Genomic DNA, 25,547 nt, shown 5'->3' with positions numbered 1-25,547 from the left:
GCATAGCGCGTTAACTTTAGAAACGAAAGTATGTCTTACAAAAAAGATAATAAGATAAAAAGCAACTTCACCTCCATTACAATCAGTTTGGCGTCGCCCGAGACCATTCTCGAACGTTCAAGCGGCGAGGTGGTCAAACCGGAAACGATTAATTACCGGACGTATAAGCCGGAGCGTGACGGTTTATTCTGCGAACGTATTTTTGGTCCGGTAAAGGATTATGAGTGCCACTGCGGTAAGTACAAGCGTATTCGGTATAAAGGCATCGTATGTGATCGTTGCGGTGTAGAAGTGACTGAAAAGAAAGTACGTCGTGAGCGTATGGGACACATCAGCTTAGTTGTGCCGGTAGCTCATATTTGGTATTTCCGTTCGTTGCCCAACAAGATCGGCTACTTACTGGGGCTTCCCACCAAAAAGCTCGATATGATCATCTATTACGAGCGGTACGTGGTCATCCAATCAGGGGTGAAGGAAGAGGATGGTATCAACTACATGGATTTCCTCACTGAGGAAGAGTATCTCGACATTTTGGATACGTTGCCGAAGGAAAACCAGTTCCTTGATGATACAGATCCACAGAAGTTTATCGCCAAGATGGGTGCTGAAGCGCTTGAAGAACTGTTGAAACGGCTTGACCTTGATCAGTTGTCTTATGACTTGCGCCACCAGGCTGCCAATGAGACGTCGCAACAACGCAAAAACGAGGCGCTCAAACGCTTACAGGTGGTTGAAGCCTTCCGTGGTTCGCGAGATCGGATTGAGAACCGGCCGGAATGGATGATTGTGAAAATCGTACCTATTATTCCGCCCGAACTACGGCCATTGGTGCCTTTGGAAGGTGGTCGTTTTGCAACGTCCGACCTTAATGATCTCTACCGTCGGGTCATCATCCGTAACAACCGGTTGAAGCGCCTGATGGAAATCAAAGCTCCCGAAGTGATTCTGCGGAATGAAAAGCGGATGTTGCAGGAAGCGGTAGATTCGCTGTTTGACAACTCCCGTAAGGTGAATGCCGTTAAGACTGAGGGTAACCGTGCGTTGAAATCATTGTCGGATATCCTCAAAGGGAAACAAGGTCGGTTCCGCCAGAACCTATTGGGTAAACGGGTAGACTACTCCGCCCGTTCGGTCATTGTCGTAGGGCCAAACCTGAAACTGCATGAATGCGGTCTGCCTAAAGACATGGCCGCGGAACTGTACAAGCCGTTCGTTATCCGTAAGATGATTGAGCGCGGTATTGTAAAGACGGTTAAATCAGCAAAGAAAATTGTGGATCGGAAGGATCCGGTGGTGTGGGATATCCTTGAAAACGTATTGAAAGGACACCCAGTACTGCTTAACCGTGCGCCAACGCTGCACCGCTTGGGTATCCAAGCGTTTCAGCCTACGTTGGTGGAAGGAAAGGCAATCCAGCTACATCCCTTGGTATGTACAGCCTTCAACGCCGACTTTGACGGTGACCAGATGGCGGTGCACTTGCCGTTAGGCAATGCCGCGATATTGGAAGCCCAAATATTGATGCTTGCTTCCCACAACATCCTCAACCCTGCGAATGGTACGCCGATTACGGTTCCTTCCCAAGACATGGTACTGGGGCTTTATTACATGACCAAGGGCCGTAAAACCGATGAGAGTCGGGTAGTCAAAGGCGAGGGAATGACCTTCTACTCGCCCGAGGAGGTGATTATTGCACATAACGAAAAACAAATCGATTTGCATGCTTTCATTAAGGTGAAGACCAGGGTGAGGGGTGCGGACGATAGTATAGAAGAGCGGGTTATTGAAACGACCGTTGGGCGCGTTTTGTTTAACCAGGTTGTTCCCGAAGAGATTGGTTATGTGAACGAGTTGCTGACGAAAAAGTCGTTGCGCGATACAATTGGCAAGGTGGTGAAAATCACCGGTATGGCACGTGCAGCGAAGTTTCTCGATGACATCAAGGAACTGGGCTTCCAGATGGCATTTAAGGGTGGACTATCGTTCAATCTTCAGGACTTGAATATTCCTGATGCTAAGGTTGACCTCATTGAGCAGGCAACGAAAGAGGTTGAAGAGGTGATGAATAACTATAATATGGGCTTCATCACCAACAACGAACGTTATAACCAGATTATCGATATCTGGACCCGTATTAATAATCGGTTGACTGCAAATGTGATGGAAATCCTATCGACCGATAATCAAGGGTTCAACTCGGTGTATATGATGCTTGACTCGGGGGCCCGTGGTTCCAAAGAGCAGATCCGTCAGCTCTGCGGTATGCGGGGTCTGATGGCGAAGCCGCAAAAATCAGGCTCGTCTGGCGGTGAAATCATTGAGAACCCCATCCTCTCGAACTTCAAGGAAGGGTTGTCCGTACTGGAGTACTTTATTTCTACTCACGGTGCGCGTAAAGGTCTTGCGGATACGGCCTTGAAAACGGCTGATGCGGGTTACCTCACCAGACGCTTGCATGACGTAGCCCAGGATATGATTGTGGTTGATGAGGATTGCGGAGGCTTGAGAGGTGTTTATACCACCGCATTGAAAGATAATGAAGACATTATCGAACCGTTGTATGATCGTATACTTGGCCGGGTGTCGCTTCACGATGTGCACGATCCGGTAACAGGCGACTTGCTGGTCGCTGCCGATCAGGACATTGACGAAGAGGTGGCATCAAAAATTGAACATTCCTCGGTGGAAGGACTGGAAATCCGCTCGGTGCTGACTTGTGAAAGCAAGCGCGGTGTCTGTTCATTGTGCTATGGGCGGAACCTCGCAACGGGTAAGCGTGTACAAAAAGGTGAAGCTGTCGGTGTAATTGCTGCCCAATCTATTGGTGAGCCGGGTACGCAGCTTACGCTCCGTACGTTCCACGTGGGTGGTACCGCATCGAACATCGCGGCGGAATCGCAGATATTCGCCAAGTTTGACGGTATCGTTGAGTTGGAGAACATCCGTTCGGTTCCACACGAAGGCGAAGAAGGCCCGGATCAGGTAGTTATCGGACGTTCAGGCGAATTCCGGATTATCGATCCCGAGTCGAAGAAGGTATTGATGACAAATAATATTCCGTATGGTTCCTTCCTTTACGTGAATGCCGGTGATACGGTAACGAAGGGACAACGGGTATGCTCATGGGATCCGTACAACGCGGTGATTATCTCTGAATTCGGAGGCAAGGTTGAGTTTGAGTCGATCATTGAGGGTGTCACCTTCCGTGAGGAATCCGATGAGCAAACCGGGCACCGTGAAAAGGTGATCATTGACACGCGCGATAAAACCAAGAACCCTGCGATTAAGATCTTGGATAGTAAGGGTGCGGTGATCCGGACATATAATATCCCTGTTGGCGCTCACGTCTCCGTAAATGACGGGGTTGCGGTAAAAGAAGGGGTAATTCTCGCGAAGATTCCTCGTTCTACGGGGAAGACACGAGATATTACGGGAGGTTTGCCACGTGTTACCGAGTTGTTTGAAGCACGTAATCCGTCTAACCCTGCGGTTGTTACCGAGATAGATGGTGTTGTAACGCTTGGCGGTGTAAAACGTGGTAACCGTGAAATATCCATCGAATCGCGCGATGGGCAGATCAAGAAGTACCTCGTTCCGTTGTCAAAGCACATCCTTGTTCAGGATAATGACTTTGTAAAAGCCGGTATGCCGCTGTCTGACGGATCGATTTCCCCTGCCGATATTCTGGCTATCAAAGGGCCATCGGCCGTACAGGAATATCTCGTTAACGGGATTCAGGAAGTTTACCGCCTGCAGGGCGTGAAGATCAACGACAAACATTTCGAGACGATTGTGCACCAAATGATGCAGAAAGTAGAAATTGCAGATCCAGGTGATACGCGGTTCTTGGAAAGGGAGGCGGTGAACAGGTGGGATTTCGTTGAAGAGAACGATGCTATTTACGATAAGAAAGTTGTTGTTGATGAGGGCGATTCTGAGGAACTGAAGCCAGGGCAGATTGTTTCGATGCGGAAATTGCGGGATGTGAATTCCGCATTGAAGCGGCGCGATTTGAAATTGGTGGAAGTACGTGACGCGATACCAGCTACATCGAGCCCGTTATTGCAAGGGATTACCCGTGCGTCGTTGGGTACAAAGTCGTTTATTTCGGCGGCTTCTTTCCAGGAAACCACCAAGGTATTGAACGAAGCATCGATTGCTGGCAAGCGCGACAACCTCCTCGGATTGAAGGAGAACGTCATTGTGGGTCACTTGATCCCTTCGGGAACAGGTCTACGCGATTACGAAGGCATCATCGTTGGGTCCCAGGAGGAGTACGATCAATTGCTAGCCTCCAAAGAGGAAGATTAATTGGGCGTCGGTAGCCGGTGACCGATAGTGTCAGCGGATGCTGTTTGCTAATAAGCTTATAAAACCGTCAGGGCTTTGTACCTGGCGGTTTTTTTTGTACTTGCGTGCTGGTAAGGTGTGATGTCTCATGTTTGATGTCTCATGTCTTACGATAAACCTGTATCTTTGCATCCATCATGGGAACACTCCTCGATATCGGGCAAAAGCCGTACAATCATTATGGTGCTTACCTGCGGGCTAAGTATAGCGGTAAGCGCGTATTCAAGATTATTGTAGACGGTCAATTCACTTGTCCGAATCGCGACGGTAGCAAGGGCTATGGCGGCTGTACATATTGTAATGTGGATTCTTTTACGCCCGACTCTGCACGGAAACTGCCCACTATTCGTCAGCAAGTGGAAGAGGGTATCCAGCGTGCGGTGAATGGTTATGGAGCAGAGAAGTTCATCATCTATTTCCAACCCAATACCAATACCTATGCGCCGGTCCACTACCTCAAAGCGATGTATGACGAAGCCTTAAATGTGGCGCCTGAACATGTGGTTGGTTTATCTGTAGGTACACGTCCGGATTGCATCGACTTTGAAAAAATAGCATTACTCGAAAGCTATACTGATCGATATGACGTAGATTTGGAAATGGGGATGGAATCGATCTATGATGAGACGCTAAACCGAATCAACCGGGGCTGTACCCATCGAGAGCTAGAGACCGCTCTTGGGCTTGTCAAAGGAAGCCCGCTGGATATCTGTGTGCATACCATTTTTGGGTTCCCTTGGGAAACCCGCGAGATGATGTTGCGCTATGCTGATGAGATTAATCGGTTTCCGCAGATTAAGTTCGTGAAACTTCACCATCTTCACATTGTTGAGGGTTCAATTATGGGCGTGCACTATAAGCGCGAGCCGTTTCATGTATTCAGCTTGGAGGAGTACACCGATTTCTTATGTGAATTTATCCCGTTGCTACGTCCCGACATCGTTATCCAGCGGCTATTCGGATTGGCAGACCAAGAGCTTTTGATTGCCCCAAATTGGGGAAAAGGCAAGTCGGCCATCCAGACGTACATCGACAAAGAGCTGGAGCGTCGGGGTGCCTATCAAGGCTGTAATTATGAACCGTTGGGCTAGGCGACTAAGCGTCTTTTTTATTCAATATTCCTTGCAGATCGGCCGGGGAATAATAGACAGATTTAAGTGTCTTCCGATCTTCCGTGCGGTAAACGAGGTAATGACCGTCTGCCTCTTCGTAAAAACAAGATACCCCTTTATTTTGGTAATGAGCAACGGTTTCTTCGGCTTCCTGTACGGTTTTGCAGGCTTTGCTCATGTTCGACCGTTGTACTTCGTCAAATAATTGACCGAATTTATCGGCCAACCCAAATTCCAGTACTGCGCCCGACAATACGTATTGCAAATCGCAAAGTGCGTCAGCTATTTCGATAAGGTCTCGGTCCGCAATCGCCTCTTCCAGCTCGTTAAGCTCTTCCGCAAGAAGAGCTACGCGCAATTTACAACGCTTTTCATCAGGAATCGTCGGTTCCGGTAATATAGGATGTTTAAAAGTCTTGTGAAAAGCAGCTACGGACGTAAGTGATTTCGGGTCAGTCATGATGTTGGTCGTAAAAAATCTAAAATCGTAAATCTAAAATTACCGGATAAAATGTTTGAGCTGGATGATTTCCTTTTCTTCGAGGTAGCGCCACCGCCCGCGTGGGAGATCCTTTTTGGTGAGATTTGCATACACCACACGGTCCAATCGGATGACGTCATAACCAAGATGTTCGAATATCCGTCTAACAATCCGGTTTTTACCACTATGGATCTGGATACCGATTTCCCGTTTGCTTGCTCCTTGCACATAGCTGATCGCATCGGGCTTGACAAATCCATCTTCAAGTTCCAAACCGAATTCAATTTTATTCAGATCACCTTGTGTCAGGTTTTTATCCAGTTCTACGTTGTATATCTTAGCAATGTTATTGCGGGGATGGGACAGTTTTTCGGCAAGACTACCATCATTGGTCAGTAACAGCAGACCTGTGGTATTGCGGTCTAGCCTTCCAACCGGGTAAATGCGTTCGCGGGTAGCTTTAGCCACCAGTTGCATTACGGTGCGCCTTTCTTGGGGGTCGTCTGTAGTAGTGATGTAGTCCTTCGGTTTATTCAACAGGACATAGACCATTTTCTCCCGGCGTAAGCGCTCACCGTTGTACCGCACTTCATCCTTTGCAGGATCTACTTTACTGCCCAACTCGGTGACCACATTCCCATTGACCGTAATGACGCCTGCTTCTATCAGTTCGTCGGCTTTCCGTCTGGAACAAATGCCTGCATTGGCTATGTATCGGTTAAGCCGTATGAGTCCGTCTTCTTTGATTTCCCCAACGGTGGTGTTTGGTTTCGTACGGACATCCGTCCGTTCGCGCCGCTTCTTGGACGGGTCATAAGACTTGTTGCCATACGTGCGTCGCTCTGAATTATAGCGTGACTGTCCGCTTCGTTTAAAATCGTTATTGGGTGGGGTATTTGTGCCTGTGTCTTTCCGTCGTTCGTCGGATCTGCCTGACCTGTCATGAGGTCCCCGTTTTTCATTATCGGATGTATTGTGGCTATGAAACTTGCGGCCTTTTGCATGTGAGGAGTCGGAGGCTGACCGGCGCCGGCGGTTGGAGTTGTCATCGCGACTGTTCCTTTTGTTACTAAATGGCATGATTTTTTACCGTAAAAATGTAAGCTGCAAAAGTAGTCAAAAAATACCGGTTAAATGGCTTATAGGTCTTTTTTTACGATGAAATAACTGGAAAAGTTACGTTAAAATATGTTAAAGTACAAGGCGTGTTTTTGTAACTATTTGTATATTAACAATATAATTTTTATTTTTGTCGCCAGCTTTTTGGAACAAGCAATTTATCGTGTCGGTTTATGACCGTTAAGTTGCAGAAAAGGTATTGAATGATAAAAAAACAACTGCTCTGTTTCGGCGCGGTTTTCCTGGCGGTGTCGCTCTCCAAGCTGTACACCCACGAAGTGTCAGCCGATGAGTTGCACACCGAAGCATGGTCTGATGATTCGTTGACTCAACAGATACTCATGCAAGAGGATATCAGTGCTATCCGAAACACCCCTTATTTTGCATCATTGTCTTTCGCTGATGAAAACGTGCCGCTTGGTGATCAGCAGATAGAACAGAAAATGATGCGGTATCTCCGTGAATATTCCTACGCTAAACGGCGTTCCCATGGGTTGCACCGCAAAGCGCTGCATGCGCTGCCCAAGGTAGCGGCAATCCTTCGTGCACACGGTGTTCCTGAAGATTTCAAGTATATCCCCTTGGTCGAAAGTGGTTTTACCAGTGGTACGACATCGCACCGCGGTGCTTCGGGATATTGGCAGTTTATGCCCGCTACGGCGAGGTCATTTGGATTGCGTGTTGACGGTGTCATTGACGAACGGCAGGATATCGAGAAGTCCACGGCAGCAGCCGCGAAATACATCAAGGCGCTATACAGGGAGTTCAATAGCTGGACGCTGGTAGCCGCGGCATTCAATATTGGTGAAGGTAATCTACTAAGGGCCATCAACCGGCAGCGGGAAGACAATTACTTTCGGTTAAAATTGAACAGGGAAACGGGAAGCTACGTGTATAAACTGATCTCCGTGAAGGAAATCATAGAGCATCCAAATATACATGGTTACCGTCGCAGCGGCGTACGTTTGGCTGACGTTTCATCCGCTGCCGATTCACAGAACAACAGCACGTTGTAGACTTTAGGGTCTGGTCTTTGGCGCTTACCGGAGGTCTACGATTTCCACATCCTGATAATCCGTTTGTCGGAAAGCAAATAGGTTGCTTGCAAGCGATGGATTTACCTTGGCATTTTTTATGGTGTAAACGAATCGGTTCCCGCCTTTGTCGAAGATAGTGACATCATGTATCTGGTGTGTTTTTTCGTCGACGCGGAGCTTGATTTTGAAATACGGCGTATTGGTATCTTCCGGTATGAGTTCAACGGCAGCGAGTGGCTTGCCACCCACATGTTCATCGGCCGACGAGACGTATTTGTAACCTTCTTTATAAAAGGAAAAAATATTGGTTGGTGATATCGCATCGGAAGCGGGTGCAACATCGGTAATCTGAACTTCGCCAACGTCCTTGAGCACCATCCATTGTGTTTTTCCATCGCTGATGATGTCTTGGCTAGCTGTGGTGATACGGTATTTGCCTGTCGACTTATCCATGTAAATTTTCCCCAACTCGGTATGGGGCGCTTGCTGCGCTTGTTTAATCTCAAGCGAAAACTCCGCCTGCATGGTTTTATATGCCTCATAGGTTTGGCCAACCTTGTCGAGCAGTGTTTTTGCGGCGGCGTCCGTTTGTGCATAGCCCGGAAAAACTGTATTTATAACGAGCGTGACCAGTATGATTACTGTATATATGGACTTGTTCATTTGAAAACCAGTTACTTTTTAACTACCTCATGGAACCTGCATGTACGTCCACTGCGATGTCACTGTTGTGGCAGGTTTCATTTCTCACCTTCTTTCTTCAAGCTGTCCAAAAACTGTTCCAATGAATATTCGTCTGGAAATAACACTTCTCGCGCTTTGCTGCCCTCAAATGGTCCGACTATTCCCGCGGCCTCCAATTGGTCGATAATCCGACCGGCACGGTTATAACCGAGCTTGAGCTTGCGTTGGATAAGTGAAGTTGAGCCTTGCTGATGAAGTACCACCAGGCGGGCTGCATCTTCGAACATCACATCGCGGTCGGCCATATCGAAGTCGTCCATTCCGCCTTCACCATCTTCGCCAACATATTCGGGCAGGAGTAGCGCCGAGGGGTACCCACGTTGGTTGCCAATGAAGTCGGATATTTCTTCCACTTCAGGCGTGTCCACAAACGCACATTGTATCCGAGTCAGATCGCTTCCGGTAGACAATAACATGTCGCCACGACCAATGAGCTGGTCTGCGCCTCCCGAGTCGAGAATGGTGCGCGAGTCGACTTTAGAAAGTACCCGGAATGCTAATCGTGCTGGGAAGTTGGCCTTAATGGTTCCGGTGATGATGTTTACGGAGGGGCGTTGTGTGGCAATAACGAGGTGTATGCCTACGGCACGTGCCAATTGAGCCAGCCGGGCGATAGGTGTTTCCACTTCTTTGCCGGCCGTCATCATCAGGTCGGCAAATTCGTCGACAATCAGTACAATAAAAGGAAGGAACCGATGTCCTTCTTCTGGATTGAGTCGCCGATTAATAAATTTCTGATTGTATTCCTTTAGGTTCCGTACTTGACCGTTTTTCAGCAAGTCGTACCGGGTATCCATTTCAATGCACAGTGAATTGAGCGTATTGATTACTTTTTTGGTATCGGTTATGATCGCATCTTCCTCGCCGGGCAGTTTTGCCAAGAAATGGCGCTCAATTTTCCTGAATAATGAGAGTTCCACCTTCTTGGGGTCTACCAGTACAAATTTAAGTTCTGCCGGATGTTTCTTATAGAGCAGCGATGTGAGAATGGCATTGATGCCGACCGACTTACCTTGGCCAGTGGCACCTGCTACCAATAAGTGGGGCATTTTAGTAAGGTCGGCAATATATACTTCATTCGATATGGTGCGGCCCAGTGCGATGGGAAGGTCCATGTCTGTATGTTGGAATTTCTCGGTTGCCAGTACGGACCGCATGGATACCATTTCGGGGTGGCTATTGGGCACTTCAATACCAATTGTTCCCTTGCCGGGCATAGGGGCAATGATACGGATACCCAAAGCGGCCAGACTCAGTGCGATATCATCTTCAAGGTTTTTTATTTTGGAGATGCGCACTCCCGGTTTGGGAATGATTTCGTAGAGTGTAACGGTGGGGCCGATGGTCGCTTTGATTTTTGATATTTCGATGTTATAGTTGCCCAACGTGTCTACAATCTTATCTTTATTGGCTTCTAATTCATTGTTATTCACTGTAATTTTGCCCGATCCGTAGTCGCGCAGCAAGTCTAGGGTGGGGTATTGATAGCCCGACAAGTCGAGTTTCGGATCATATTGGCCTACTTTTTCCACGAGTTCGTCAGCTGTACTGGGTTTCTCTTCTTTAATGGCGGCAACGGTCAATGCCGGTGTTTTTATTTCATTTTTGACCGCTGTTTTTTCACGCGGTTCTTCCACGGTAAAATCGGGAGTTACGTCGTCTTCCACTGACGTGGGCTTGGGTGTGTTGATGTTTTGTTGCAGTTTTTCGTTCTGCTGTTCAGCTTCCTTTGCCCGATTAAGGCTGAATTCCACCGGGTCGACTCGATATTCCGACTCCTGCACATAGCGTTCCTCATTGCGCACAACGCTGTTGCCTGCCGTGGCATCGCCTGCCGGGTCCGATGTGGCCCTACTACGGCGCGGGCTTAATTTGAAATCGAAGTTAAACAGAACGATGAGCGTGGTAAAAATGGTGAAAATCAATAAGCCGGCTACGCCGGCAGTGCCAATTTGCGCTTCGAGCAACCGGTTAGACCAAAAACCAAATTCACCTTCTAAAAAATGTGGGTAGTCGCTCACGAACCCATGTATAAAACCGAGGGTAACAGAAATGAAAATCAACGAAAACAATGCGTATCCCAGTACTTTCCATGTAGAAATGATCTTCACTTTGAATAGCAGCCGGTAGCCGATGGTAAATAAGATCCCAACAAAGAGGAAAGAAGCGATACCAAACCATTTGTAAATAAATTGGTGAGCAAGTAGGGCACCGACTTTGCCCATCCAATTCTGGACAACAGGGGCCTCTATGCCGGCGAGGTCGAGTTCTTCACGGGTTTTGAACAAGGTGTGCCAGCCACCGTTTGCTACCGACACGTAGCTTTGATCTTCTTTCCAGGTAAATAAGTAGGATATAAACGCAATAAGGAAGTATACAGACAGAATGAGGAGGAACAGTCCTACTATTTTAATAGCCTTGTCGCCAAAAAGGCTTACAGACCTCAGGTTTGGTGATTTCGAGTCACGTTTCCTACGTCGGGAGGGTTGACCTTCCGCATCATTTCGAATATTTTTTCTGAATGAATTCGCTTTTCCGGACATCTAAAGCACACGTTTTGTTTGAGACAAACTTACGTATTTTTTGCCGATTATCGACCGTACTGCATTGTAGGGCAACAACCACGCAACAGCCATGCGGGTGAAATCTCCATCGGGGCTGTAGCAATGAAGCCTAGTGCCTCGTTATTTCTTACAAGATAGGCTTAGAAAAGCTGATTGCTGAATTTTTGAACGATTAAGGTTAAAGACTAAATGAAGCCATTTGGAAAGGTAAGAATAGAAAGGTGGTTTTTGACTATAGCGATGCTGGCTATGGGCGCACTGGTGGGAGGGTGCCTCAAAGATGATAACCAAGTGTATCAAGTTGCTGCGGTGCGGGCGTTGAACGCCATACCCGGGTCGGGACAATTGGATGTATTTTTGGGCCAAAATAAACTCAATTTCGACAATGAGATTTGGCAGGACGAGGAATTTGCGTATTCGGATACATTACCCTATAAAAATGCGTGGCCAAATAACAGGGTAGTAAGTATAGTTAATCCGATGGATTACCCCAATGCTAAACCGATTGTTCAGAAAACGGTGAATTTTATACCAGGCAAGTTTTATTCTTTATATGTGGTAGGATACGATGATATCGAAGTGTTGGCTACGGAAGACGATCTGACTCATCCTACGGAAGGAAAAGCAAAGGTTCGCTTCGTCCATTTAAGTCCTAACGCACCGACGTTGGATTTCGAGGTCTACACCGGGAGCGATGGAAACACGTTGCGCATCGATGATAAAGCATTTAAGGAGACCACGGGTTTCGCAGCCGTTGAGGGCGACATCACCTATACCATCAATTTCATTGAACACGATGGTGAGGCCTTGTTACATACATTCGAATTTGTGCCCGAAGCGGGTATGATTTACACGGTGTGGGTGAGCGGATTAATTGACAATGCCGGTGATGCCACGTTGGCTTTCGGCCACGGTATTATTTCCCATTGAATGAGCGGATTTTTCCATTTCTTTATTCCGCAATCAAAAGGAAATAATTTTTCTTTCCACGCTGTACAATCAAGTACTTATCGTTTACCAGATCGTCTGCACGAAATTCCTGTGTAATATCGTTGATTTTGAGTTTATTTATAGATACACCGCCACCTTGTATCATTTTGCGTGCCTCGCCCTTTGACGGGAAAACGGTGCTATCAACAGCCAATAAATCCAATACAGGTAAACCACTGTCCAATGAACGACGTGAGATGATGAACTGTGGTACACCATCAAATACATCCAGCACGGCAGTATGCGATAGGCTATCTAGGAATTCGAGTGAGCCATTGCCAAACAAGAAGTCGGACGTTTTTACAGCGGTTTCATAATCCGATTCCGAGTGGGTACGGATGGTGATGTCTTTTGCTAATGCTTTCTGGACGATCCGCAGGTGTGGTGAAGCATCGTGTTCTGCGATAAGCGTATCTATCTCCGTTTTTGATTTCAGGGTAAATATTTTGATCCAGTTTTTAGCATCTTCATCGCTCGCATTGAGCCAAAACTGGTAATACCGATAAGGCGAGGTCTTTTCGGGGTCGAGCCATACGGCCCCGCTTTCCGTTTTTCCGAATTTGTTGCCATCGGCTTTCTTGATAAGCTGAGTGGTGAGGCCGTAAGCCGTGCCACTTTCCTTCCGACGGATGAGCTCCGTGCCGGTGACGATGTTGCCCCACTGGTCTGATCCGCCCATCTGGAGGGCACAGCCGTGGTTTTTCCATAGGTAGAAGAAATCGTAACCCTGTATCAATTGGTAAGAGAACTCGGTAAATGATAGGCCATTTTCACCTTCAAGCCGCTTTTTCACCGAATCTTTAGCCATCATGTAGTTTACCGTAATGTGTTTACCCACATCGCGGATAAAATCCAAAAAGCCGAATCCCTTGAACCAATCGTAGTTATTGACCATTGTTGCGCCATGCTCCCCTTCAGAAAAATCGAGGAACTTAGCAAGCTGTTTTTTTAGGCAGGCAACATTATGTGCCAGTGTGTCTTCGTCTAAGAGGTTACGCTCGGCTGACTTCCCCGATGGATCACCCACCATACCTGTAGCGCCACCTACCAACGCCACCGGCCGATGGCCTGCCCGTTGGAAGTGGATAAGTGTCATCAGTTGTGTGAGGTGTCCCACGTGAAGTGAATCACCGGTGGGATCGAAACCAATATATCCTGCTGTTTTTTCTTTGAGTAATTGCTCTTCCGTGCCGGGTATGATATCGTGCAGCATACCCCGCCAACGTAATTCATCAACGAAACCCATTGCTATCTTAACTATTCAATGCGTAATCAATACGACGGCAAAGATAGCAGAATGCGCCATAAAATTATCAGGTTAATTCGTTACCTTGGCACAATAAGTGTTGAATGTGTATTAAATGGCTGCATGAATTTCCTCTCGCATTATTATTTCGAGCGTTACAACCGCAACCCCGAACTGGTGGTAGGGTGTGTACTGCCGGATTTGATTAAGAATGCAGATAAGGACATTAATGTATTGCCACATAAATACGAACAGCGTTTTGACGGCAACCCAAAGCTGGCCAATATTTACCGTGGGTGGGGCCGTCATGTGGAAGCAGACCGTTACTTTCATAATGCACCATTTTTTTACACCCATACGCACGGGTTGAAACTACTGCTGACGCCTACGGTGGCCAATACGCCGATTAGACCTTCGTTTCTGTCGCATATTGCCCTTGAGCTTCTACTTGATCACCTGCTCCTTCGTCATCAATCGGTGCATGAGTCGGATTTTTACGGGTGCTTGGCTGCGGTAGACCGGGACATGGTTGCTCGCTTCCTGACCTTGTGTGAAGTGCCGGATACCACATTTTTTTTCACCTATTTCAATAGTTTTATGCGGGCACAGTATATCGGCAGCTATCGGCACTTTGATCAGATAACCTATGCCATCATCAATATCTGCCGCAGGCTTTGGGATGTACAACTTCCTGACGAACAACGGGTTTTAATAACTGCGGCACTTGCGGATTATGCGACCGTATTGGATGAGGACTTCCGGTCTATTTTTGACGACATTGAGGCTCACCTCTCTTAACATCTGCTTCGATTTACTCGTAAAATAATATCGCTAACGCGGGGCTGACAAATATTTTTTATTATGTTTGAGCCGTTGGAACTCAATTTAAGCCAACAATTGGCGGTATGGCAAACAGGCTTTTTCGCAAAAAAACCGTAGAACAGATTATAAAGACGTCGGCTAAGACGGGGGGTCTCGAGAAGGTGTTAGGCGTACGCGACTTAGTATCGTTAGGCGTGGCGGCTATCGTGGGGGCAGGCATATTCAGTACCATCGGCTTGGCTAGTTTTAATGGAGGCCCTGCCGTGTCGCTATTGTTCGTTTTCGTGGCCGTCGCTTGTGTATTTACGGCCCTGTCTTATGCACAATTTGCCAGTACGGTGCCCGTTTCAGGGAGTGCTTATACGTATGCTTATGTGGCTTTTGGCGAATTATTTGCGTGGATTATCGGTTGGGCACTTATCCTCGAATATGCGGTGTCCAATATGGTGGTAGCCATTTCTTGGTCGCAGTATTTTGTAAGTATGCTCGGTGGCTTTGGGATCCATTTGCCAGGATGGATGACGATGGCGCCCGCCTATGCTTCGGAAGCTTTCGCGCGGTTGCAGGAACAGGGGATAAATACCTTATCTGCAGCAGATCGGACGGCGGCGATGGCTTACGAGCAAGCTCCCCGGCTTGGTGATATTCCGATCATCTTTGACCTGCCCGCTGGATTGATAACCTTTTTGGTCACTTGGCTGGTCTATATCGGTATCAAGGAATCGAGAACGGCGAGCAATGTGATGGTTGCGATTAAAATCGGTGTGATTTTGTTCGTTATTTTTGGTGGTGCTTTTTTTGTAAAGCCCGAAAATTGGGTGCCGTTTGCTCCCAATGGTGTGGAGGGTGTGCTTAGTGGCGTAGCTGCCGTGTTTTTCGCCTTCATCGGATTTGATTCCATATCTACAACAGCCGAAGAATGCAGGAACCCACAGCGAGACCTACCCAAAGCTATGATTTTATGCCTGTTGATCTGTGCTGTCTTATACATTTTGATAACGTTGGTACTAACCGGAATGGTTAACTATACCGAGCTTAATGTAAAGGATCCGTTGTCTTTTGTTTTTGAGTATGTAGGGGTAGACTATATGGCGGGAATTGTTTCGGTAACATCGGTGGTAGCCATTACCAGTGCGCTATTGGTCTTCCAGCTTGCTCAGCCACGGATATGGATGACCATGAGTCGGGATGGGTTGCTTTGGAAACGGTTTGCTACCATCCACCCTAAATATAAGACACCCTCGTTCGCAACGATTGTGACGGGCTTCATGGTGGCTGTGCCGGCGTTGTTTTTCAAGATGGATTTCTTCGTGGATCTCACCAGCGTGGGTACATTTTTCGCATTTATACTGGTGTGTTCCGGCGTACTCTATATGGATTACTCGGGGATTTCCAAACAATCCAAATTCAAAGTGCCCTATATTAATGGCCGATACCTCATCACCGCGGCGCTATTAGTTGCGATTTACGGTGTTTACCATTTTGGGCAAGACACTATTGCGGAGTGGCGCAATATGTCAATTGCTGATATTGTTGAACACAAACTGCTGATTATCATCTTCTGGCTGGTATGGGTTGTTCTTTGTGTCATGGGGTACCGTCACCGGTTCTCCCTTTTACCGGTTGCCGGTATTCTGGTAAACCTTTACCTGATGTCGCAGCTTGGGGCGAGCAATTGGTTTATTTTCCTCGTATGGCTGGCCATGGGACTGGTGGTTTATTTCGGATACGGCTATCGGCATTCTAAGCTCAATGCTGCCTCTACAGCGGAGGTCGATGCATGATCTGGGGTGCTTAGTTGGGGCAAAGTAGGGGGCAACGTAATATGTTGTTAAAAATTGTTAAATTAATAAAAAAACCTATATTTGTCTAGGTGCATTGGGCACGATGGCCTATCTTTGTATGAGGTAAGGGCATGGGATGTGATTTAGAGAACTTAAATTAGAGCCAACGCATGATACCTTGAATCGAATGATTGAGACCCTATGAGGAAGTTTTTACATCACATTATTACAATACTAACGTTGAGCACGGTGATTCTCGTGGGGAGTGCAGATGCTGCGCAGGAGCGTGCGGTTGCTGCGGATACGAGTCGTGTGGCGAAGGATGCTGATGCTAAAGTAACCGAACTGGCCTCTTCATCTACCGACAAGCGTGCCCAGCGGTCGTTCTTTTCCTCGTTCAAAAGTTTCTTTCCATTTAAGACGAGCGACGTTCCCAACGAAAAGCTGCTGAGCAGCGTGAAAGTTTTCCCGAATCCTATTGTTGATCAGATCAGTCTTTCCTATCGACTGGATAAACAGAGTACGGTATCTATTAAGGTGATGGATGCGCTGGGCAATGAAGTGATGACGTTACTTAATCAGGAGTTGGATTCCGGGCCTCAAAGCCATGTGTTTGAAACCAACAATAAACTGACAAATGGGTTTTATTTCATCCGGGTATCCGCGGGTTCGGAAACCGTGGTGAAACGTATTTCGGTGCTTTAATTTTTGGATTATCTGTTTCTTTCCGTGCTATTCTGGATCGATCCATCGACCGTCTTCCTTGATGATTTCTATGAGTTCGTCTAGCGCATTGGCTGTGCTGACGTTTCGTTTAACTACTTCCTTGCCACGATAGAGCGTGATTTTGCCGGGGCCTGCGCCGACATATCCATAATCCGCATCTGCCATCTCGCCCGGCCCGTTTACAATACACCCCATGATTCCGATTTTGAGACCTTTGAGGTGGTTTGTTCTGCCGCGTATCATTTGAGTGGTTTCTTGCAAGTCGAATAACGTACGACCACAACTGGGGCACGAAATGTATTCTGTTTTTGAAATGCGCGAGCGGGTCGCTTGGAGGATACCAAATGATGCAGACACCAATTTGTCAGTAGGGGTGGCTGGCGAATCTATCCATATCCCACTGCCCATTCCATCTACCAGTAATCCCCCCATGTCCGTAGCGGCGTATAATTGCAATTTTGATAACGGTTCCTCCGGATCCATCAGGTTGCCAGCTGGCCCAGCGAATTCAGTGGCAGGGTAGTGCCGTCGGATGATTACCGGATTGTCCAGACCTAAATCGGAGAGTACACCAAAAAATTGACGTTGGTCCGCCATGCCATGCGGCTCATCGGTCTCTACCACGAAAACGATCGTTTGGTCTAACGGCAGTGCTTCAAATGCAGGCGTTCCCACATCGGTATACCGTACCCTTACCAGATTCAAGTTCGGGTCCCTTTCGTCTGCTTCGACAAACTGGTTTAATGAAAACAATGGATGAATGTTGGTTTTGTCTTTGATATCCAACCATGTGGTGTAGTCATACAGTTGCTTCAGGTTGCCAGGCATGGCAAACGAAGGAAGTGCATCGCCAAGGTATACGAAATCGACAGACTGCTCGCCCATGTGGTATTTGTCGAGCCATGGGTCGTATTTATATCCGACATCGGTTAGGATATGGGGGTCTTTGAGATTCTTTTGTGAAATATCCACTACCACTCGCGGCACCTGAGCTCCTCCAATGAATACATTGACTTCACGTGAAGCATAGCCGACCGGTTTGCTAGCGTTCGCTGGCGAGCGTTCGCTGGGCAAGTTTGTCGCTTTCCGGGCATATATTTCCTGACGCGCTTTATATCGGTTTACCAGTGCTATTGCCACCGGTGCTTCAAGTTCCGGCTCTTCTGTGAGGGATACACGTACCGTGTCGCCCAGTCCATCCTCCAGCAACGTGCCGATACCTACTGCCGACTTGATGCGGCCATCTTCGCCATCGCCGGCTTCGGTTACGCCAAGGTGCAGTGGATAATTCATCCCTTCAGCCACCATGGTCTCTACCAGGAGTCGGTAGGCACGTACCATTACCTGTGGATTGCTGGATTTCATCGACACAACAATGCGGTGATAATCGAGGTCCTCGCAAATGCGGATAAACTCCATTGCCGATTCGACCATCCCCTCTGGAGTATCGCCGTAATGGCTCATGATACGGTCGGAAAGCGAACCATGGTTTGTGCCAATCCGCATCGCCGTACCGTATTCTTTGCATATTTTAACCAGTGGTGCAAACTTCGTATAAATACGTTCCAACTCCGACTGGTAGGCCGACGCTGTATAATTCAGTTGGTCGAACTTTTTCTTGTCGGCATAATTGCCGGGATTGATGCGCACCTTTTCCACGATACGCGCGGCGACTTCAGCCGCATTCGGCGTAAAGTGGATATCGGCGACAAGGGGTACATCATAACCCCGCTTACGCAATTCCTTTTTTATTTCGCCCAGGTTATTGGCTTCCTTGATGCTGGGGGCGGTAATACGCACGTATTCGCAGCCGGCGTCAACCATCCGGATGGTCTGTTCTACGGACCCGATGGTATCCATGGTGTCTACCGTAGTCATGCTTTGGATACGGATAGGGTTGTCGCCGCCCATCGGTATATAGCCAATGGGCACTTCACGGGTATGCCACCTGGAATATTCCGTTAACGAGTTGCAATAGCCCCCAGGGAGCGAGTTTCCGATTTTCGTGTCCATGCGTACTGCAAACTTAGCTAAATTGCCAGAAATAGGCAAATTATGAGCTGTCAGGCGAAACTTAGGGATAATGGATGATATAATTAAATCAACCGGTCTTTAATAACCAGCGTTCCGGCAATCTTATCATGCAGGCATTGTTGCCGCCGATCGAAGAATCCCGTAAAAAACCCGATACCCAACGTAGCAATCCCTACTAATTTGGCAAGATTCCGGCCCAAAGCTTTTCCATAGCCGATAGGCCTGCCCTGTTCATCGGTCACTTTTACGCCAATAAGCATCTTGCCGATAGAAGCCTGTTTTTTCGATCCTTCGGTAGCCACGCATAGGATAAATTTGGTGCAGGGGACAATAACCAGCCCGATTAATAATGTAGGGACGCTTTCCTTTGCATTTGACGTGCCCCCGAGATAAATGGCGGCCAATACCGCATATATGCAAAACGCAATAAAATAGTCCATTGCCGTGGCAAGCAAGCGCATATCTAAGGTAGCAAAATATTGCGGGCGAGTGGTTTGATAGGGGATATTCAACAAGTTACTTAATTCGGCAATTTCACGTAATTCCTTAAACTCGGGCTGTCCAGCCGGTTTCACAAAGTCGGTAGGAAGCAGGTTCATGCCGCGTAATTCATCGAGTGAGAAAGGCCCTTCGGGTTTTCCCCGGATGACCACGTCGTACCGATCGGGAAGTGCGCTCATCGCTTAGTCATAACGTTTCACTGCGAATGAACTCAGCCCACCTTTTAGATTGACAACAAACCGGTGACTGGCTCGGTCATAGCCATCGGTTGTATAGGAACCATCTTCTTGTTTCACGAATCCGGGGAAATCCCTCGAAGATAGCCCTGATTTAATAACAATCTTGCAAGCCGCGGCACGCGGTATCTCGATTTCCACGCTGGCTACGCCTGACTCGGCCGTTATTGTGGTTTCGTCAAGTGGCATGCCCAGTTTCGCTTCGAATGATGCAGCGCCACCATTGAAATTAAGGCTCGCTATCTTGTACTTGGTGAGGTCGAACTCCGCTGTACCTGCTCCCATATCGAGTGAAATACGCCATATCGGGTTGCGGTTTAAGCTGATTTTGGCCCAATTTTCATCACCCCGTATATTCCAATTCCCTTTCTCGGTATCTCGCATACTGAACGTGAGGTTGGCATCGGAGCCGTTAGTTATGGTTTCCAGTTGGTGTGCTCCGATGGTGCTTGTGGCTTCAGCATGGAACAAATCGTCTGTCAGCCCCTCGATTTCATATTCCACCGCCCCGCCTTTAATGTGTAGGTGCCCCGTAGTGATGGTGCTGTCATATGCATGTGTGAATACCCCACTCGATTTTTGCCGCCTCTCGTTGTTATTCGACGAGATTCTTCTTTCTGCTTTCCACCCCTTATTGTCGAAGTTCCACCAGTTGTCGTGCGGTGGAAATGTACCTCGGAATGCAAGGAATGCTAATGCCGCAACGGTTACAATGATCGACACGATATTTCCGATACCACGCTTGGGTACCAATAGGTTGACACCGATGATGATGAGGATAACGGGCCACATGCTAAACACCGACCGCCAGTAGAAATCGATAACGTCGAGGTTATCCAATAACAAGACACCGCCTACAAACAGTAGGATGAGTCCCCAGCTTAGTTTTTGTTTGTTCATAACAATTCAATTATTTGGTGTAAGCCTGATCGTTACCTGTATTGTCGGCGGGGTCGTCTGGCTTATTTTGGGGCGCTTGCGCATCTGTGTCGTTCACCGAGAACGGTTTAGCCTTCTGTTGCTTGAATGCGCCAAAGATGGTGATTAGGCCCATGATGATGATGAGGACAGGCCAGAACCGGGCAAAATCGCGCCAATAGAAAATATCCAACTGGTGCAACAAAAAGAACACCCCCAATATCACTAAAATTAATCCCGCTACGTACCGGTCTTTGCTTACCTTGGTGCCGCGTGTTACGGGCCTGGAAGCATTATCCCACGCATGGGGTGGGTAGGCTTCGAAACTCTCCATTGGTTGGGCGGACGGCGCTCTGTAATCCACGTTAAAAGGGTCGTGCGGCAACACAAAAGATTTTATGGGAAGCACAATCCAAAGAATGATATAGGCCAGAGGGCCCAAAAGTCCAATTCCCATGTAGCCGGAAAAAAAGACGCTGCCGATGAAAGCTATTCGTACCCAAGTCTTATCTATGCCGAAATACGCCCCCAAACCGGCGCAAACACCTGCCACTGCACCTTCATGCGGTATGCGTTGAAGTTTCTTTTCCATGGATTATCCCTTTTTAACTGTTACCGTATTTTGGTTTTATCACGATTTCGTCCACATTGGCACCTTTACTCATCCGGAGACAGGTGACGATAGCCTCAGCGATGTCTGTCGACAGTATAAACTCGTCGGCAGGGACTTCGGTGCCTTTCCACGAGGAAGTCAGTGTTGAACCTGGGATGATTTCGGTCACTTTCACGTCGTATGGCCTCAATTCATCCCGCAATACATGGGTTAGACCCCGCACTGCAAATTTTGTTACAGTGTATGTGCCTGCGGATGATACGGGCTCCCGGCTGGCTATCGAGCTGATGTTGAAGATATGCCCACGCCGGTTTTGCCGCATGCGGCGGCCGATGGCGCGCGATAGGAGGTGGGGCGTGTAGTAGTTGATTTGCATTTGCTGATTGAAATCAGCGTCCGATTCATCCAGTATGGAGGCAGGCTTGAATATGCCAACATTATTAACCAGTATATCTACATCCGTTGCTAGGTTTTCTATTGTGGTAATCAACGTACTCACCTGTTCGTGTTTGGAAAAATCGCATGTCAAATAGGCTACATTGATACCCACATGCAGCGTTTCGAGCCTTCCCTTAAGTGCTTTAAGTGCTTGGCTATCACGGGCGATCAGCAACAGGTTATAGCCAGATTGGGCGAGTTTTTCGGCGATGGTACGTCCCATCCCTTTGGTAGCACCTGTGATTAAAGCGGTATAATTGTTGTATAACGACATACTTTTTTTTTCTAATCAAACTTAACGAAATTGAACTTTAAATGCAATTCGGTAATGCTCCATTTGCTCTTTAAATAAGGTGTCGCCCCAAGGATTGTTATTGGCATCCCAAACAATAGCACGGTTATTTTCGTTCATAACCGTAAAACATGTATCTTTAACCACTATATGGCATCCAATATCATACTGAATATACCCAAGTAATATATGTTTTTCACCTACTTCGGACAATACTTATTGTTATTAAAATCGGTCTTCCGGCGACCGGAAAAATGGCGCATATACTGGAAAGAAATCATCCATGAAATGAACGAGATTGGTGTGGGCTCACTGGGACTAATTGGCATTATCTCTACCTTTGTGGGTGCTGTAATGACCATGCAGATTGCTTTCCAATTGGTTTCTGATTTGATTCCTACTTCGGTTATCGGGCAGATCAACCGCGATTCGAGTATTCTGGAGTTGAGTCCGACCATCACGGCGCTGGTGTTGGCGGGGAAAGTGGGCTCGTCTATTTCGTCGCAGATCGGCTCCATGCGGGTGACGGAGCAGATTGACGCATTGGAGATCATGGGTATCAATGCACCCGGATACCTTATCCTTCCAAAAATATTGGCGGGCATTACGATGATTCCGGTATTGGTGATCATGTCCATTTTCCTGGCGTTGGTCGGCGGACTTCTGGGTGGTTCACTTTCGGGGGCAGTTACCCCGGCCGATTATATCAACGGAATTACTGACGGGTTTATTGGTTATACCGTTGCGGTGGCGTTGGTGAAGGCGTTTGTATTTGGGTTTATTATCACGTCGGTTTCGGCTTTCAAAGGGTTTTACGTTCGTGGCGGCGCGTTGGAGGTAGGCCAAGCCAGCACGCGTGGCGTGGTCATCAGTTGTATTACCATTTTGGTGGCCGATTATATTGTAACGGCCCTCATGCTCTAACCCTTTTTACCAATAGAATCATATGATTGAAGTTCAAAACATCCATAAATCATTCGGTGACAACCATGTATTACGCGGCATTGATGCGAAGTTCGAGCCGGGCCGGATCAGCTTGATTATCGGTGGGTCGGGATCGGGAAAGAGCACGCTGTTGAAATGTATGGTCGGGTTGCACCGTCCCGAACAGGGGAGAGTTCTTTACCAAGGCGAGGATTTTACCCGAATGGATTTTGAAGACCGTATACCCATCCGCAAGGAGATCGGGATGTTATTTCAGAATTCGGCCTTGTTTGATTCGATGACTGTAGAGCAGAATATCATCTTTCCGCTGGAGATGTTTACGGATATGAGCCGAAGTGAGAAAATTGACCGAGCCAACTTTTGCTTGGAACGTGTAAATCTTGCGGGGCGAAACAAGCTGTATCCAGCCGAGCTTTCGGGCGGGATGAAGAAGCGCGTTGGTATTGCCCGTGCCATCAGCATGAGCCCGAAATATCTTTTTGTCGATGAACCGAACTCCGGCCTCGACCCAGAAACAGCCATCGTGATTGATGAATTGATCTCCGAACTGACCGAAGAATATCAATGTACTACCGTGGTGGTAACCCACGATATGAATTCGGTGATGGGTATCGGTGACTACATCATCTTTTTATACAAAGGGCAGAAATGGTGGGAAGGCTCAAATAAGGAAATCGCCCACTCAGATGTGAAGGAATTGAACAGTTTTGTGTTCGCAAGTCCCTTTATGAAAGCGGCAAAAGAACGGTTTTAGAACGGAAATGGAAGATAAGCTTACTTTGGCAGCGAACAACGACATCCAACTTCTTACGCCCCAGTATTGGGAAGACTACGAGCTCATCGATTGTGGTAATTTTGAAAAGCTGGAGCGGTTTGGCGACCGCATACTGATCCGGCCCGAACCGCAGGCGGTGTGGGCGAAGGGACTTGCAGAAGCGGAATGGCTGAAAAGGCACGATATCCGATTTAGGGGACGGTCCGCCACCAGTGGCGATTGGATCAAAAAAAATCCTAAGCTGTCTGACCGCTGGCATATTAGCTACCGTAATCACGATGTTGCCATCAAAATGCGCCTCGGCCTTACCTCGTTCAAACATGTCGGGGTTTTTCCCGAACAGGCGGTCAATTGGGACTATATTTCCGGGGCTATAAAATCATTTCGTACGCCGCGCCCCAAGGTGCTCAACCTGTTTGCCTATACCGGCGGGGCGTCCCTGATTGCGCGTGCTGCGGGTGCGGTTACCACACACGTGGACTCCATTAAGCAGGTGGTTACGTGGGCCAACGAAAACCAGGAGCTGTCAGGCCTCTCAGATACGCGCTGGGTTGTCGAAGATGCACTTAAATTCGTGAAGCGCGAGCTGAAGCGTGGCAACCAGTACCACGGCATCATCCTCGACCCACCGGCCTACGGGCACGGACCGAAGGGTGAGAAATGGAAGTTGGAAGACCATATTGCCGAGATGATGCGCGATGTTGTCCAGCTACTCGACCCGCAAGAGCATTTTTTGATCTTGAACACGTATTCATTAGGATTCTCGTCGGTCATTGTCGAAAACCTGATCAAGGCGGCGTTGCCGGATGTACAAAACCTCGAAACGGGCGAGCTATATTTGCAGTCTACTGCAGGGAGTAAGTTGCCGTTGGGCGTATTTGGAAAGTTTAAAAAGTTAGGCTAACGGGTCGCTCCCGCAAAATCTGTGTAAATCCACTTAATCGGGTGTAATCCGCGTCCAATTTTTTTATCCTACTCAAAAACCACCGTCTTATTCCCCGTAATGATAACCCGGTCTTCGATGACCAGCCGCAATGCCTTACTTAGTACCGATTTCTCGACTTCCTTGCCAGCGCGTACCATATCTTTTACGGTGTAGCTGTGGTTTACAGGGCGTATATCCTGCGCAATGATTGGACCCTGGTCGAGGTCACTGGTCACGAAATGGGCCGTAGCGCCAATCAGCTTCACGCCCCGTTGGTGTGCCTGTTTATATGGGCTGGCCCCAATGAACGCTGGAAGAAACGAATGGTGGATATTGATAATACGACCTGTATAACGATTGACGAAATCGGCCGAAAGTATCCGCATAAACTTAGCCAGTACGATGTAGTCCGGGCGGTGCGAATCCAATAGGTGCGCAATCTCCAACTCAAATTCCGCTTTGGATTTCCCTTCGTGGGTTACATGGTAAAATGGGATGTTAAATCGTTGGGTAAATGCACTCAACTCGTCGTAATTTCCCACCACGCAGCATACTTCGGCACCCAACGTATTGAAAAAGTAACGAACAATGATGTCGCCGAGGCAATGGTGTTCTTTGGTTACCAGAATGGCCAGCCGCTTCTGCTGCGGTGGGTTAACCGTTACTGTAGCGCCTACTGGCAATGCCTCGATAAGGTCGGCGGTGAGCAGCTCGTTGTTTTCTGCTTTCCCGGCGCACACAATCCGCACGTAAAAACGTTCGGCTGCTTCGTCCACGTATTCGCGCATGGTGACGATGTTGAGGGAATGGTGTGCTACCGTATTGGCAATCTGGCCAACCAGTCCCACAGCATCGTGGCACTGGATAAGAATAAGGGTTTGGTTTATCATGATCT

General features: G+C 47.9%; 21 protein-coding genes and 1 pseudogene. 10 read left to right on the top strand and 12 right to left on the bottom strand.

Going from position 1 to position 25,547, the window contains the following annotated elements; genetic code table 11:
- The first annotated feature begins 30 nt into the window (after nucleotides 1–30).
- Both rpoC and VNQ80_RS04745 read left to right on the top strand, forming a co-directional pair.
- Nucleotides 31–4,311, top strand: coding sequence for a DNA-directed RNA polymerase subunit beta' (gene rpoC, locus VNQ80_RS04750; RefSeq protein ID WP_325636308.1), 4,281 nt, complete (start codon nucleotides 31–33; stop codon nucleotides 4,309–4,311).
- A gap of 176 nt (nucleotides 4,312–4,487) precedes the next feature.
- Nucleotides 4,488–5,441: a TIGR01212 family radical SAM protein gene (locus VNQ80_RS04745; RefSeq protein ID WP_325636307.1), complete on the top strand. Its 954-nt coding sequence runs from the start codon at nucleotides 4,488–4,490 to the stop codon at nucleotides 5,439–5,441.
- Nucleotides 5,442–5,445: 4 nt separating this feature from the next.
- Here VNQ80_RS04745 and VNQ80_RS04740 read toward each other — a convergent pair whose 3' ends face one another.
- On the bottom strand, nucleotides 5,446–5,922 hold the full coding sequence (locus VNQ80_RS04740; protein ID WP_325636306.1) for a nucleoside triphosphate pyrophosphohydrolase family protein: 477 nt from the start codon (nucleotides 5,920–5,922) through the stop codon (nucleotides 5,446–5,448).
- Nucleotides 5,923–5,961: 39 nt separating this feature from the next.
- Nucleotides 5,962–6,678 (bottom strand): annotated as a pseudogene (locus VNQ80_RS04735) (pseudouridine synthase); the annotation flags it as partial.
- A 587-nt stretch (nucleotides 6,679–7,265) separates the two neighbouring features.
- Here VNQ80_RS04735 and VNQ80_RS04730 point away from each other — a divergent pair.
- On the top strand, nucleotides 7,266–8,078 hold the full coding sequence (locus tag VNQ80_RS04730) for a lytic transglycosylase domain-containing protein (protein ID WP_325636304.1): 813 nt from the start codon (nucleotides 7,266–7,268) through the stop codon (nucleotides 8,076–8,078).
- Nucleotides 8,079–8,102: 24 nt separating this feature from the next.
- Here VNQ80_RS04730 and VNQ80_RS04725 read toward each other — a convergent pair whose 3' ends face one another.
- Nucleotides 8,103–8,762, bottom strand: coding sequence for an outer membrane lipoprotein carrier protein LolA (locus VNQ80_RS04725; RefSeq protein WP_325636303.1), 660 nt, complete (start codon nucleotides 8,760–8,762; stop codon nucleotides 8,103–8,105).
- Nucleotides 8,763–8,839: 77 nt separating this feature from the next.
- On the bottom strand, nucleotides 8,840–11,386 hold the full coding sequence (locus VNQ80_RS04720; RefSeq protein WP_325636302.1) for a DNA translocase FtsK: 2,547 nt from the start codon (nucleotides 11,384–11,386) through the stop codon (nucleotides 8,840–8,842).
- 210 nt (nucleotides 11,387–11,596) lie between these two features.
- Between VNQ80_RS04720 and VNQ80_RS04715 the strand changes: the two genes are divergently transcribed.
- Nucleotides 11,597–12,337, top strand: coding sequence for a DUF4397 domain-containing protein (locus VNQ80_RS04715; RefSeq protein WP_325636301.1), 741 nt, complete (start codon nucleotides 11,597–11,599; stop codon nucleotides 12,335–12,337).
- Nucleotides 12,338–12,359: 22 nt separating this feature from the next.
- Here VNQ80_RS04715 and tyrS read toward each other — a convergent pair whose 3' ends face one another.
- Nucleotides 12,360–13,643 carry a tyrosine--tRNA ligase gene (gene tyrS / locus VNQ80_RS04710; protein WP_325636300.1) on the bottom strand — a complete coding sequence of 428 codons (1,284 nt, stop codon included), beginning with the start codon at nucleotides 13,641–13,643 and terminating at the stop codon, nucleotides 12,360–12,362.
- A gap of 123 nt (nucleotides 13,644–13,766) precedes the next feature.
- On the opposite strand from tyrS, the gene VNQ80_RS04705 reads away from it, so the two are divergent.
- The 3 genes from VNQ80_RS04705 to VNQ80_RS04695 all read left to right on the top strand — a co-directional run bounded on the left by VNQ80_RS04705 (nucleotide 13,767) and on the right by VNQ80_RS04695 (nucleotide 16,954).
- Nucleotides 13,767–14,441 (top strand): ACP phosphodiesterase, encoded by a 675-nt coding sequence (locus VNQ80_RS04705; protein ID WP_325636299.1) that lies wholly within the window; start codon nucleotides 13,767–13,769, stop codon nucleotides 14,439–14,441.
- A 107-nt stretch (nucleotides 14,442–14,548) separates the two neighbouring features.
- Complete coding sequence (locus VNQ80_RS04700) at nucleotides 14,549–16,249, top strand: amino acid permease (RefSeq protein ID WP_325636298.1); 1,701 nt, start codon at nucleotides 14,549–14,551, stop codon at nucleotides 16,247–16,249.
- A 249-nt stretch (nucleotides 16,250–16,498) separates the two neighbouring features.
- Nucleotides 16,499–16,954, top strand: coding sequence for a T9SS type A sorting domain-containing protein (locus VNQ80_RS04695; RefSeq protein ID WP_325636319.1), 456 nt, complete (start codon nucleotides 16,499–16,501; stop codon nucleotides 16,952–16,954).
- A gap of 27 nt (nucleotides 16,955–16,981) precedes the next feature.
- On the opposite strand, the gene ispG is transcribed toward VNQ80_RS04695, so the two are convergent.
- From ispG to VNQ80_RS04665, 6 genes are all read right to left on the bottom strand, one after another.
- Entirely contained in the window at nucleotides 16,982–18,988 is a 2,007-nt protein-coding gene (ispG, locus tag VNQ80_RS04690; protein WP_325636297.1) for a (E)-4-hydroxy-3-methylbut-2-enyl-diphosphate synthase, read from the bottom strand.
- A gap of 83 nt (nucleotides 18,989–19,071) precedes the next feature.
- A complete protein-coding gene (locus VNQ80_RS04685) occupies nucleotides 19,072–19,689 on the bottom strand; it encodes an RDD family protein (protein ID WP_325636296.1) in 618 nt (205 codons plus the stop codon).
- Between the two features lie 3 nt (nucleotides 19,690–19,692).
- A complete protein-coding gene (locus tag VNQ80_RS04680) occupies nucleotides 19,693–20,646 on the bottom strand; it encodes a LiaI-LiaF-like domain-containing protein (protein WP_325636295.1) in 954 nt (317 codons plus the stop codon).
- A gap of 10 nt (nucleotides 20,647–20,656) precedes the next feature.
- On the bottom strand, nucleotides 20,657–21,256 hold the full coding sequence (locus VNQ80_RS04675; protein WP_325636294.1) for a PspC domain-containing protein: 600 nt from the start codon (nucleotides 21,254–21,256) through the stop codon (nucleotides 20,657–20,659).
- Nucleotides 21,257–21,269: 13 nt separating this feature from the next.
- A complete protein-coding gene (locus VNQ80_RS04670; protein WP_325636293.1) occupies nucleotides 21,270–21,989 on the bottom strand; it encodes an SDR family oxidoreductase in 720 nt (239 codons plus the stop codon).
- Between the two features lie 21 nt (nucleotides 21,990–22,010).
- The gene (locus VNQ80_RS04665) at nucleotides 22,011–22,220 is read right to left on the bottom strand and encodes a hypothetical protein (RefSeq protein ID WP_325636320.1); all 210 of its coding nucleotides are present in this window, start codon (nucleotides 22,218–22,220) and stop codon (nucleotides 22,011–22,013) included.
- On the opposite strand from VNQ80_RS04665, the gene VNQ80_RS04660 reads away from it, so the two are divergent.
- The 3 genes from VNQ80_RS04660 to VNQ80_RS04650 are packed head-to-tail and all read left to right on the top strand — an operon-like array spanning nucleotide 22,197 to nucleotide 24,631.
- The gene (locus VNQ80_RS04660; RefSeq protein WP_325636292.1) at nucleotides 22,197–22,931 is read left to right on the top strand and encodes an ABC transporter permease; all 735 of its coding nucleotides are present in this window, start codon (nucleotides 22,197–22,199) and stop codon (nucleotides 22,929–22,931) included. The genes VNQ80_RS04665 and VNQ80_RS04660 overlap by 24 nt on opposite strands.
- Nucleotides 22,932–22,953: 22 nt before the next feature.
- Nucleotides 22,954–23,706 carry an ABC transporter ATP-binding protein gene (locus VNQ80_RS04655; RefSeq protein WP_325636291.1) on the top strand — a complete coding sequence of 251 codons (753 nt, stop codon included), beginning with the start codon at nucleotides 22,954–22,956 and terminating at the stop codon, nucleotides 23,704–23,706.
- Between the two features lie 7 nt (nucleotides 23,707–23,713).
- Entirely contained in the window at nucleotides 23,714–24,631 is a 918-nt protein-coding gene (locus tag VNQ80_RS04650; RefSeq protein WP_325636290.1) for a class I SAM-dependent methyltransferase, read from the top strand.
- A gap of 68 nt (nucleotides 24,632–24,699) precedes the next feature.
- Here the strand turns inward: VNQ80_RS04650 and purU are convergent, their stop codons facing one another.
- A complete protein-coding gene (gene purU, locus VNQ80_RS04645; RefSeq protein ID WP_325636289.1) occupies nucleotides 24,700–25,542 on the bottom strand; it encodes a formyltetrahydrofolate deformylase in 843 nt (280 codons plus the stop codon).
- Between the last annotated feature and the right edge of the window lie 5 nt (nucleotides 25,543–25,547).

Source organism: Parapedobacter sp. (genome assembly GCF_035556095.1).
In the GTDB taxonomy this organism is placed as follows: domain Bacteria; phylum Bacteroidota; class Bacteroidia; order Sphingobacteriales; family Sphingobacteriaceae; genus Parapedobacter.
The sequence above is the reverse complement of the archived record's forward strand: the minus strand, read 5'-3'. Positions and strand labels throughout refer to the sequence as shown.